Source organism: Nitratireductor sp. GCM10026969 (assembly GCF_042660605.1).
GTDB lineage: Bacteria > Pseudomonadota > Alphaproteobacteria > Rhizobiales > Rhizobiaceae > Chelativorans.
Genome location: NZ_JBHSUM010000132.1, coordinates 1 through 11,799 on the forward strand (window position 1 = coordinate 1; position 11,799 = coordinate 11,799).

The 11,799-nt window shown below is 65.3% G+C and carries 9 protein-coding genes and 1 pseudogene; 2 read left to right on the plus strand and 8 right to left on the minus strand.

Annotated features, from left to right (window positions below):
- The 8 genes and pseudogenes from ACFP9U_RS19685 to ACFP9U_RS19720 all read right to left on the minus strand — a co-directional run.
- A pseudogene (locus tag ACFP9U_RS19685) lies at positions 1-752 on the minus strand (hypothetical protein); the annotation flags it as partial.
- Positions 749-1,141 carry an ExbD/TolR family protein gene (locus ACFP9U_RS19690; protein ID WP_378624064.1) on the minus strand — a complete coding sequence of 131 codons (393 nt, stop codon included), beginning with the start codon at positions 1,139-1,141 and terminating at the stop codon, positions 749-751. The pseudogene ACFP9U_RS19685 and the gene ACFP9U_RS19690, both read right to left, overlap by 4 nt.
- A 2-nt stretch (positions 1,142-1,143) precedes the next feature.
- Positions 1,144-1,527 carry a biopolymer transporter ExbD gene (locus ACFP9U_RS19695; protein ID WP_378624066.1) on the minus strand — a complete coding sequence of 128 codons (384 nt, stop codon included), beginning with the start codon at positions 1,525-1,527 and terminating at the stop codon, positions 1,144-1,146.
- Positions 1,517-2,209, minus strand: coding sequence for a MotA/TolQ/ExbB proton channel family protein (locus ACFP9U_RS19700; protein ID WP_378624069.1), 693 nt, complete (start codon positions 2,207-2,209; stop codon positions 1,517-1,519). Before ACFP9U_RS19700 ends, ACFP9U_RS19695 begins: the two co-directional genes overlap by 11 nt.
- Before the next feature lie 2 nt (positions 2,210-2,211).
- On the minus strand, positions 2,212-2,649 hold the full coding sequence (locus ACFP9U_RS19705) for a hypothetical protein (RefSeq protein ID WP_378624071.1): 438 nt from the start codon (positions 2,647-2,649) through the stop codon (positions 2,212-2,214).
- A gap of 280 nt (positions 2,650-2,929) precedes the next feature.
- Positions 2,930-4,195 (minus strand): MFS transporter, encoded by a 1,266-nt coding sequence (locus ACFP9U_RS19710; protein ID WP_378624073.1) that lies wholly within the window; start codon positions 4,193-4,195, stop codon positions 2,930-2,932.
- Complete coding sequence (locus tag ACFP9U_RS19715; RefSeq protein ID WP_378624075.1) at positions 4,192-4,572, minus strand: hypothetical protein; 381 nt, start codon at positions 4,570-4,572, stop codon at positions 4,192-4,194. Before ACFP9U_RS19715 ends, ACFP9U_RS19710 begins: the two co-directional genes overlap by 4 nt.
- A 10-nt stretch (positions 4,573-4,582) precedes the next feature.
- The gene (locus ACFP9U_RS19720) at positions 4,583-6,790 is read right to left on the minus strand and encodes a TonB-dependent receptor (RefSeq protein WP_378624076.1); all 2,208 of its coding nucleotides are present in this window, start codon (positions 6,788-6,790) and stop codon (positions 4,583-4,585) included.
- Between the two features lie 222 nt (positions 6,791-7,012).
- Here ACFP9U_RS19720 and ACFP9U_RS19725 point away from each other — a divergent pair, with 222 nt between their 5' ends.
- Positions 7,013-9,007, plus strand: coding sequence for an alpha-1,4-glucan--maltose-1-phosphate maltosyltransferase (locus ACFP9U_RS19725; RefSeq protein ID WP_378624077.1), 1,995 nt, complete (start codon positions 7,013-7,015; stop codon positions 9,005-9,007).
- 5 nt (positions 9,008-9,012) lie between these two features.
- On the plus strand, positions 9,013-11,799 hold a 2,787-nt coding region (treS, locus tag ACFP9U_RS19730; protein ID WP_378624078.1), incomplete at its 3' end, for a maltose alpha-D-glucosyltransferase.

Here is an 11,799-nt window from a genome sequence, read left to right on the forward strand (position 1 = left end):
CTGCGCGAGGCGGTGTTGTCCGAGGCGGACCGGCCGGAGGCCGAGCCCTGGTTCGTACCGCGGCGCGTGTCAGCCTGGTTCTGTCCGCCCGATCCGGCCGCGGCGGTTCTCTGCGCCCGGTTTTGCTGCGGGGCTTGTGCCGCCCGTCTTTCGACGCGCGGTGGCTCGGGACGAGCCTCCGGCACGGGAACGTCTTCCAGCGCGGCAAGTTCGGCGGCGACTTCGCTGAGTTCCTCACCGCGAACGACCTCCGTCTCGGCCGCCTCTGCCGGATCGGCCTCGACAGGGCTGGCGCGCGTCACCGTGGCCCTGCTCGGCGTCTCTTCGGCGTCGAGGGAAACGATCGCTGCATCGGCGGTGGACGGACTCGTGGGCGTGACCTTCGCCTCGGGCGAGGGGGGTGCCTCCTGCACGGATACCGAGGATGCCTGCTGGTCCGGCGCGATGGGCTGCACCTGCCGAGCGGGCTGCGTCTCAAGCTGTTCGGCTGCCGGGACGGGCTCGGTGGACGATGGGGTCTCCACCGGTTCCAGCGACTCGTCGGCGGACGCGGTTTCAGCCGGAGCAACCCTTTCGGAAACCTCGCCCGCAGCCATCCGGCTTTCAAAGGCATTGCCGAGAAGAGCGACTTCGACCGCCCCGCCGCCGGCGATCCGGATGTCTTCGGAGCGGGCGAGCAGCACTGCCGCCGAGGCGTGCAGCGCCAGCGAAGCAACGACGGCAACGGTCCATTTTATCCGGGCGCGTTTCACTTTCGCTCCGTGACAATCTCGATCGGGCCGGCTCCTGCGGTGCGCAGGCGAGTCAAAATATCGATGAGCCTGTCGGCCGGCAGTTCGCGGTCGACGGCCAGTGTGACGGGCGCGGCCTCATCGCCTCCCGCCTCTCTCCCGGCAAGCCATGTCTCGATGGTCACGTCCTTGCCCGCAGCCCTGAACTGTCCGTCGGCGGTCACGGAAAGCGCGGCCGGCGGATCGGCGCCCTCGGCGTCGTTGGTGGAAATCAACGAGATCTCAGGATCGAGCGGCGGGGCGAGCGTGCCGGCGATCAGGAAGAAGATCAGCATCAGAAAGACGACGTTGATCAGGGGAATCGTGTTCTCGCTGAACCGCCTGGGGGCGCGGGGCCGGGAAAGACGCATCTCTACCTCGCCACCGATACGGAAAGGCCGGTTTCGCGGCGGATGCGCTCGACCGCCTCCACGAGCATCTGCGATGTCTCCTCGCCGCGCACGAGGATGGCTAGCGAGGTTGCGCCATTCTCGTGCAGGCTGGCGAGTTCACCCATCGCCTCCTCGACCGGCATCGCAATGCCGTTCACCTTCCAGGCATCACCCTCGAGATGCAGCAGGATATCCGGTGTCTCGGCCTCGGCGGAGGCCGCCGCGTGCCCGCCGGTGATTTCCACCTTGGCGAAGCGCGTGAAGGTGGACGACAGCATGAAGAACAGAAGCAACAGGAAGATGACGTCGATCAGCGACGTCAGCGAAGGCCCTCGACTGCGACGCGGAGCGCGATCAATGCGCATGGGCCAGACTCGCCGCACCTTCCTGCCCGGCTCCGTCCCGCGTGGCGCCGGAGGCCTCTGTCGACATGGCGACCTGGGCGAGCAGGGTGCCGGCCATGGTTTCGATCGCCACGCGCTCGTTCTCCAGGCGGGTTTCGAACCAGGTCAGAACCAGCGAGACGGGGATTGCGACCGCCAGGCCGGCCGCCGTCGTCAAGAGCGCGACCCAGATGCCGCCGGCAAGTACCGAGGGATCAACCGCGCTCCCGGCGGCCTGGAGCTGGCGGAACGCCTCGATCATGCCGATCACCGTTCCGAACAGGCCGATGAGAGGCGCGATCTGCGCGATGGCTTCCAGTGCCCGGAACCCCTTTTGCAACTCGTGCAGACGGTCGGTGGCGCGGCGCCGGATTTCATCCTCGATCAGGCTCTTGTCGAGACGGCGCGTGGTCAGCACCATCGCCGTGGCCAAGGCGTCTTCGAGGGCGGAGCGCCGTGCTTCCATCATTCGCGCGGCTTCGGCGGGGCGGCCCTGCCGCCAGACTTCCATCGCGGCCCTGGCGCGGCCATGGAAACCCACCCGCTCGGCCCAGAACTGCCACAGCTTCAGGAGGATGAGCGCCAGCGCAAAGACGGAGAGAACCACCAGGACAGCGACGACCGGGCCGCCCAGGGACAAGAGAGAGCGAACGGCATCCCACATGGTCAGCTCCCGAACTCGATGTTTGTTCTTGTGGTCGTCTCGAGCGCGTCTCCGCAGGCCTGTGTGTCGAGTGTGGCGCCGTTGCATTCGGTAACGCCGTTGATCAGGATGCGGCCGATGTTCGCGCAGTCGGCACCGGCGAAGTCGAACTGGCTGACCTTGGTCTTTTCGGCGGGCAGTTCCCCGAATTCGATCACGGTCAGGCGGTCCACCATCCGATCCTGGTCGAACAGGGCGATCTCGAAGGCGGCATTCTCGATCTCCGCGCCCATGGCGTTGGAAATCACGAAGGTGACGCGGCATCCGTTCTCGGTCGGAGCCAGGGAATTGAGCTCCAGGCCCAGCTTCGCTGCCGGTGCCTCGGTTTCCTGGGCGAGCGCGGGCTGGACCGCCAGGGCCGCGGCGGCAATCATTGCCGGTTTGAAAAGGCGCTTCAGCATAGCTCTCCCGCCTGCCTCACGCTTTTCCCGCCCGCCGTTGGCAGGGCGTTTCCTCACCGCCTGCATGTCGAAACTCCCTGTGGGTACGGATGCGGGCGCATGCCGCACAAAGTCCCGCCAACCGTGAAAAGAAACAATCCAACGTGGCGTCGTCTTAGAAATCCTGATCGCGAATGTCAATATTTCGGAGGCTTTTTTGCCGGGCACGCGAAGGGGAAAGAGAGCCGGGCGAGAATGGTGCCGGAAAGGGTCGGTCAGGACCCTTCCGAGGCGCCCGCTGCTAACCCGGTCCCTTCGTTGCCGGAAATGCTGCGCCGGGCCGTGCCGGATTCGCCCGCAGCATGGTGAGGGTGGCGAGTACGGCCGCGGCCGACAAGGCTGTGGAAATGCCAAAAAGGGCGCCGTAGCCCAGAAGGTCGGCGAGCGCGCCGGAGGACATGGAGCCGGCGAGATAGACGATGAGCTGGGCGCAGGCGAGGATGGTGAAGTCGGTGCCCGGCTGCTCGGACGTCGTCACGCTCATGAACAGGCTGTAGAGCGCGACGATCTCCATGTAGCGGATCAGCGTCTGGAAAACGGAGGCGCCGTAGAGCGGCCAGACCCCCAGAATGACCCCGAAAGCATGCAGCGCAAAGACGAGGAAGCAGACGGTCCGCAGACTGCCCAGCAGGCCGAGCACGGCGGTCACGCCTATGCGCCGCACCAGGACGGCTGCGATCACCGAGCCGGCGAGCCCGGCCGTGGCGGCGGAGGCGCCGGAGAGATAGCCGATGACGTCGAGCGGGATTCCGGCATCGACGAGATAGGAGCCTTCCATCGCCTTCACGAGCCCCTCGCTCGCCCGGTAGACCAGGGCAATCCACAGGACGAGCCGCGCCTCGGGGCGGCGCAGGAAGGCCATGATGGAGGGGCGTGAGACCGGGCTCGAGGGCCGTGAAGGGGCGGGGTCGTCCTCGCGCATGGCGAAAGCGGCGACAAGCGGCAGGAATGAAATCAGGGCGATGGTGGCCAGCATGACGTGCCAGCCCGCATGGTGGTAGAGGACGAGCCCCATCGTGCCCCCGGCGATCACGCCGAAGGCGATCGCGCCGCCCTGGATGGCGTTGCCGATCGGCCGTTCCGCGGGCTCGAGATGTTTCGCGGCATAGCCGTCGGTGGCGATGTCCTGTGTCGACAGAAGCAGTGACGCGACGAAGCCGATGGCGAAGATGGCCCACACATTGCCGGGCTCGACCGCCATCAGCGATAGGATGCTGCCGATGATCCCGAACTGGGTGAGGATCACCCAGCCGGCACGATGGGCGCGGGCGAAAGGCCGGATCCGGTCGACCGCCGGCGCCCAGAGGAATTTCAGGACCAGCGGCAGGAGGAGGATGGAAAAGAAGCCGATCGCCGTGCGCGACACGTCCTGTTCGCGCATGATCGGCGGCAGTGCGGCGGCGAAGAGATAGGTCGGAATGCCTTGTGCGAGATAAAGTCCGGCCAGCACCGCGAAGAGCCGGTAGCGCGGCCGCCGTTCCGTGCCGGAGACGGTGGCATCGATCATGGCGCGGTTCCTTGCGGCAGATGGGTGGCGAGAAAGGCGCCAGCCTCCTCGTCACTGTCGGTTACGAGCACCGGAAAGCGCCACAGCCCGCCAAAGGTGCGCTGCATCTCCTCGCTGGCGTCCTTGCGCACGATTGCCACCGCCCGGCACAGCGCGTTCATGCGCTGGCGCGTTCTTTTGAACCACAGGTTCTGTGCCTTGCGCTGCTCCTGCGGCAGGGCGAGGCGGGTGCGAAAGGTAACCCGCAGGACGAACGGCGCGGCCGCCTCCGCGATCTCGTCGAGCGCGGCGAGATACCGGTCGGGATCGCCGCTGCCGACCGGCTCCTCGACTGTCAGGGACAGGATCTGCTCTTCCCGGCTCAGGTGGACGGCCATCGCCTCGCCGCTAGAAGGTTATCTTGTAGGAGGCGTAGACGGAGCGCCCCAGGCCGGGGACGGGCGCACCGCGCGTCGCCGTGGCGGTCGGGTTGATGTAGTCGGTGTCGAAGACGTTGCGCACGGCCAAGCTCAACTCGCCGCCATTGGCGAATTCCTTGGACACGCCCAGATTGACCAGCGTGGCGCCGTCGAGGCTCTCGCCCGCGATCCGGTCACGGCCGGAGAAATATTCGACCTCGCCGCGCGCCGAAAATCCGTTGCCGAAGCGGGCGGACACGTAGCCGACGCCCTTCCAGGTCGAGGGGATGCGGTTGTTGGGCAGATACTCGTCGTCGCCGATCGAGCCGTCGCCGTCCTCGTCGTACCTGCCTTCCTGGTAGCCGAGAATGCCGCCCACGGTGAACATCGTGTTGATGTCGTATTCGGCGGTCGCCTCCACGCCCCAGATGCGTTCCTTCTGCTGGCTGACGCGGTTGGCTTCGATGTCGTAGTTCACGCCGTCCTTGGAGGTGGAGAGATAGGCGCTGAGACTGCCGCGAAAATCGCCCCAATCGCCGCGCAGGCCCGCCTCGAAGGTGTTCACGAGCTGGGGTTCGGGTGCGATGTCGTCGTAGCTGACGGTGAAGTCCGGAAACCCCGTGCACCCCAGCGAAGCGAGCAATCCGCCATACGCGTCGCAGGCTTCCGCCGTCGAGTTGAGGCCGGCGCGGCGGGTGAAGGCGCCGATGTCGGTCAGGCTGTAGCCCTGGGAGAAGTTGCCGAACATCTGCAGATCGTCGGTGACGTCGAACACGGCGCCGGCATTGAAGGTGAAGGCATTGTAATTGAAGGAACCGCCCTGCACGTTGATGGCGGGGAAGGCCATGCGGAAATCGCCGACATAGGCTTCCGGACGTTCGAAATCCTCCACCGTCAGGTAGAACTGGTCGAAGCGCACGCCGCCCTGGACGCGGAAACGGTCGGTGATCGGCACCTCGGCCTGGGCGAAGGCGGCCAGCGAATGCTGGCGCATGGGGGCGATCACGTCCCAGCCGTTGATGAGCTTCTGCCGGGTCTCGTCGTAGATGTAGTCGGCGCCCCAGGTCAGGCTGCTGCCTTCGAAAAGAAAATCCGTCGGCGTGTTGACGGTGAGGTTCACGCCGGCCCGCTCGGCTTCGAGCGCCGACTGGTTGTAGTCGGCGGTCGGATTGAGCGGGTCGCCCGAATAGTAGACGATCGAGTTGACGCGCGAGAACTTGGTGAAGGGCGACTGCTTGAAGATCTTGTTGTAGAAGCCCTTGACCTCGATCTCTCCGAGCGGAAAGGCGCTGTCGGTGTATTTCGCCGTGAGGTATTTCGAATCCTCTTTCAGCGGCTCGCCCGTATAGGGATCGCTGAAGTCCGGCGCCACCGGATCCGCATCGTAGTCGGTGAACCAGTCCGGCTCCTGCTCGGCATAGGTCCAGTCGAAGCTGACCTCGAAACGCCGCGGACCGTCCTCGTAGCCGACCACGCCGAACAAATCGCCCGAGCCGGTGCGGTCGCCGCCGCCCTGGCCGAGCATGGCGTCGGAGGCCATCTCGTTGCCGAAGCCGTCATAGGTGCGCCGGGTCAGTTCGCCGGAAGCGGAGAAGAAGTAATCGAACGCGTCCTTGCGGCCCTCGACGCTCGCGCTGGCCTCCGGCGCGGCGGATTTGCCGATGTTTTCGGTGAAGGCGGTGACGCCGGTGCGCACCGTGACGGTGGGCTTGTCGCTCGTTCCCCGCTTGGTGATGAAGTTGATAGTGCCGCCGGTCGCCCCTGCGCCATAGAGGCTCGAAGCCCCGTTCACGACCTCGACGCGTTCGATGTTGTCGAGATCGATCATGGAAAGGATGCGCGAGACATCGCGCAGGGGCGTGTTGCGCGGCACGCCGTCGACCATGATCAAGACGCCGCGGCCGCGGAAATTTTCCGAGGCGCCGGAGATGGTCTGGTTGCCCGGCGAGAAACCCGGCACCAGCTTTTCGACGAGATCGGTGGCGTCGGGCGAAATCTCCATCGCCTGTTCGATCTCTTCCCGCTCGACCACGATGACGGACTGAGCGACCCCGGCGATCGCGCTTTCCTCGCGCCCGGCGGTGACCACGAGCCGGTCGAGCAGCGTGCCTTCGCCGGGCAGCGCCTGATCCTGCCCCCAGGCAGCCGGTGAAGCCAGACAAGTCGAAAGAAACAACGGCCAGATCCGCGTCCGCATAGCGCCCCCCTTTGCGCATGGCACTCAGATGGCTGGGTTGCTTCGCGGCAACTTGGCTCTCTTTCGTGCTGTCGCTAAAAAAGAAGACAATTAAAGTCAAGTAGAAAGCGGAGGAGCCGCTGGCGACTGCCTGACGGTGCGGCAATGGCACGGGAGACGGAACCTGCCGCCACAACCGACGTTTAGCTCTCGGGGACTCCCCGCCTGACGAGAGGGCTGAGCATGGACCGCACGGGCCAGGCATTGCTTGAGACGCTCGCTGCCAACCGCATCGCCATCGAGGCGGTGGAGCCTTCGGTCAATGCCGGGCGCTTCCCCGCCAAGGCGGTCGCCGGACAACCGCTCCGGATCGAGGCCGACATCTTCTGCGATGGCCACGACGTGATCGCCGCGTCGGTCCGCTTTCGCCGCGCGGGCGCGGTGCACTGGGACGAGGCACCGATGCGCCATCTGGCAAACGACCGCTGGCGCGCCACCATCGTCTTCGAGGAAATCGGCCATCACGAGTTCACGATCGATGCCTGGCGTGACCTGTTCGCCTCCTGGCGTGCGGAAGTGGCCAAAAAGCATGCGGCCGGCCAGGACATCGCGCTCGAACTGGAAGAGGGCAGGCATCTCATCGCCCAGGCCGTCTCCGCCAGCGCAAAGAAGACTTCCGAGGCCCACGCCGAACTGAAGGCGCTGCTGTCGGAAGTGGAGGCGACGTCCTCGCCCGGCGACAGGCTCGCCGTTCTCATGAGCGACGAGATCGCCGTGTTGATGGCGCGTCTTGGCGCCCGGGTGAACCTCACGCATTCGGAAATCGACTTCCCCGTCTTCGTCGACCGGGAAAGGGCGGCCTTCAGCGCCTGGTACGAGATGATGCCGCGCTCGCAATCGGGCAGGGCAGACGTGCACGGCACCTTTGACGATGTCATCGCCCGGCTGCCCTATGTGCGCGGGCTGGGTTTCGACGTCCTGTATTTCCCGCCCATCCACCCGATCGGCAGCACAAACCGCAAGGGCCGCAACAACAGCCTGACACCGGCGCCCGACGATCCCGGAAGCCCTTATGCGATCGGCTCGCAGGAGGGCGGGCATGACGCCATTCACCCCGAACTCGGCACCTTCGAGGATTTCGCGCGGCTCGTGGCGGCGGCGCGGGATCACGGGCTGGAAATCGCACTCGACTTCGCCATCCAGTGCTCGCCGGACCATCCCTGGATCCGCGAACATCCCGAATGGTTCGACTGGCGGCCCGACGGCACCATCAAGTTCGCCGAGAACCCTCCCAAGAAGTACGAGGACATCGTCAACGTCCACTTCTACCGCGATGCGATCCCGGGCCTCTGGTTCGCCCTGCGTGACGTGGTTCTTTTCTGGCTGGACAAGGGCGTGCGCATCTTCCGCGTCGACAATCCGCACACCAAGCCGCTGCCCTTCTGGGAGTGGATGATCGACGAGGTGCGGCAGGTCGACCCCGGCGTCATCTTCCTCGCCGAAGCCTTCACCCGGCCGAAGATGATGAAGCGCCTGGCCAAGGTCGGGTTCAACCAGTCCTATTCCTATTTCACCTGGCGCAACACGAAGCAGGAGCTCACGGCGTACCTCACCGAGCTCACGCGCGAGGATTGCCGACACTACATGCGGCCGAACTTCTTCGTGAACACGCCGGACATCAACCCCCGCTACCTGCAGATGAGTGGACGGCCGGGTTTCCAGGTGCGGCTCTTCCTTGCCGCCACGCTGGGTGCGAACTACGGCATCTACAACGGTTTCGAATTGTGCGAGGCCGCGGCGCTGCCCGGACGGGAGGAGTATCTCAACTCCGAGAAATACGAGATCCGCGCCTGGGACTGGGACAGGCCGGGCAACATCAAGGCCGATGTCGCCTTTCTCAACCGGATCCGGCAGGAAAACCCGGCGCTCAAGCAGTTCGCCAATCTGAACTTCTACAACGCCTGGAACGACGCCGTCCTCTACTACGGCAAGTTCACCGACGATCTTTCCAATTTCCTGCTGTTCGCCGTCAATCTGGATCCGCACCACCCGCAGGAAGCGCCCTTCGAGGTGCCGCTCTGGGAGTTCGGACTGCCCGACGATGCGACGATCGAGGCCGATGACCTCGTCACCGGCCAACCCTTCGCGTGGACCGGCAAGGTCCAGCACATGTTCCTCGATCCGTACCAGCGCCCCTACATGGCCTGGCGGCTGATCGCACCGGGAGCCGGCCGATGAACGCGATGGAGAGGTTCGCCCGAGGCGCGTCCGCATCCCCCGGCGTGGACGATACCGCCGCCGGGGCCTCGGCGGCGGAGCGACAGGCGCCGGACTGGTACAAGGACGCAATCATCTACCAGCTCCACATCAAGGCCTTCCAGGATTTCAACGGAGACGGGATCGGCGACTTCAACGGCCTCCTGCAGCGGCTCGACTATATCGAGCGGCTGGGCGTGAACACGATCTGGCTCTTGCCGTTCTATCCCTCGCCGCTGAGGGACGACGGCTATGATATCGCCGACTACCGGTCGATCAATCCATCCTACGGCACGATGCGCGACTTCCGCCGCTTCGTCGACGCGGCGCATCGGCGGGGGATCCGCGTGATCACCGAACTCGTCATCAACCACACCTCCGACCAGCATCCCTGGTTCCAGCGCGCAAGGCGGGCCAAGAAGGGTTCGGCGGCGCGCAACTTCTACGTCTGGAACGACGACGACGAGCGCTATCCCGAAACACGCATCATCTTTCTAGACACCGAAACTTCGAACTGGACCTGGGATCCCGTTGCCGGCCAGTTCTTCTGGCACCGCTTCTATTCGCACCAGCCCGACCTCAACTTCGACAATCCGCGGGTGCTCGAAGAGGTCATCAAGGTGATGCGCTTCTGGCTCGACACAGGGGTCGACGGGCTGCGGCTCGACGCCATTCCCTATCTGGTCGAGCGCGAGGGCACCAACAACGAGAACCTGCCCGAGACCCACGAGGTCCTGAAGAAAATCCGTGCGGCACTCGACGAGCGCTACCCCGACCGGATGCTGCTTGCCGAGGCAAACCAATGGCCGGAGGACACGCGCCCCTATTTCGGCGAGGGGGACGAGTGCCACATGGCCTTTCACTTCCCGCTCATGCCGCGCATCTACATGGCGCTCGCCCAGGAGGACCGGCACCCGATCTCCGACATCATGCGCCAGACGCCGGAAATTCCGGAGCCCTGCCAATGGGCCATTTTCCTGCGCAACCATGACGAGCTGACGCTGGAAATGGTGACGGACCGGGAGCGCGACTATCTCTGGCGCACCTATGCGGACGATGTGCGCGCGCGCATCAATCTGGGCATCCGCCGTCGGCTGGCGCCGCTCATGCAGAATGATCGGCGCAAGATGGAACTGATGAACGCGCTGCTTCTGTCCATGCCCGGCACGCCAGTGATCTATTATGGCGACGAGCTTGGCATGGGCGACAACATCTATCTCGGCGACCGTGACGGCGTGCGCACGCCCATGCAGTGGTCGATGGACCGCAATGGCGGCTTTTCCCGCGCCAATCCGCAGGCGCTCTACCTGCCGCCCATCATGGATCCGGTCTATGGCTATCAGACGATCAATGTGGAGGCCCAGGAGGCAGATCCGTCTTCGCTCCTCAACTGGGTCCGCCGCATGGTGGCCGTGCGCAAGCAGCATCGCGCCTTCGGGCGCGGCGACTTCACCATGCTTTATCCGAGAAACCGGCGCATCCTCGCCTATACGCGCAGCGACGGCGAGGAGACGATCCTGTGCGTGGTGAATCTCTCCCGCTCGGCACAGGCGGTCGAACTCGACCTTTCCAAATACCGCGGCCGCGTGCCGGTCGAACTCATCAGCCAATCGCCGTTCCCGCCCATCGGTGATCTTCCCTACATGCTGACGCTGTCGAGCTACGGCGCCTTCTGGTTCCTCCTGGCGGACGAGGCGCAAGCGCCGGAGTGGCACGACAACATTCCCGAGCCGCTTCCCGAATTCATCACGCTCACCCTGATCGGCGGCCGTCTCGAGCGCGCGCTGGCCGGTCGCGAAGGCCGTCAGCTTGCGCAGGACGTGCTTCCGCAATTCCTGCAGCGCCAGCGCTGGTTCGGCGCCAAGGGCGAAGAGATGCATTCCGTGGAGGTGTGGGAGCTCGCAAGGCTCGGCGACGAGGCGGGGCTGCTGGCTCTCGTCGACGTCGATCTTGCGGCGGGCAACCAGCGCTATCTCCTGCCATTGACGGTGCTCTGGGGCGAGGAGAACGTGCAGTTCGGCGCGCCGAAGCTTTCCGTCACGCTCGCGCGCGTGCGCAAGGGCGCGCAGCTCGGTGCCCTGATCGACGGCGCCTATGACGACCGCTTTGCCGCCGAAATCATGCGCGCCATGCAGGAAAATCGCGAACATCCGGCCACCGGAGGCGTTCTGCGATTCTATGGCAATGAGAGGTTGCAGGCCATGACGTTTTCGGAGCCGCCGGCGACACTGACGGGCGAACAGAGCAATGTCTCGGTCGCCTTCGGCCGGGAGGCGCTGTTGAAGATCTTCCGCAGACTTCGCCCCGGCGACCAGCCCGAGGTCGACGTGGCGCGGTTCCTGACGGAAGAGGCGGGCTTTGCCAACACGCCTGCCTTCCTCGGCGTGGTCGAGTACCAGAAGGAGGAGGGCGAGCGGACGGTTCTGGCCAGCGTCTCCGCCTTTGTCGAGAACCAGGGTGACGCCTGGAGTGTCTTCGTTCATGCGCTCGAACGCAGGATCGAGGACGAATTCCTGGCGCCCCTGGCGGCATCGGCGGTACCCGGCACAGCGCTCGAAGCCGACCTCGAACCCCTCGCATATCCGCTCGATCTTCTGCAGCGGCTGGGCGAGCGAACCGGCGAGATGCACACCGCGTTCGCCGTCGACACGGACAGGGAAGCCTTCCGATGCGAGCCGGTCGAGGCCGCTGACATCGCCGAATGGCTGGAGGATGCGCGCACCCAGGTGGCGACGGCGCGCGCGGGGCTGGAGCGTGCGAGCGCCGGCCTGGCG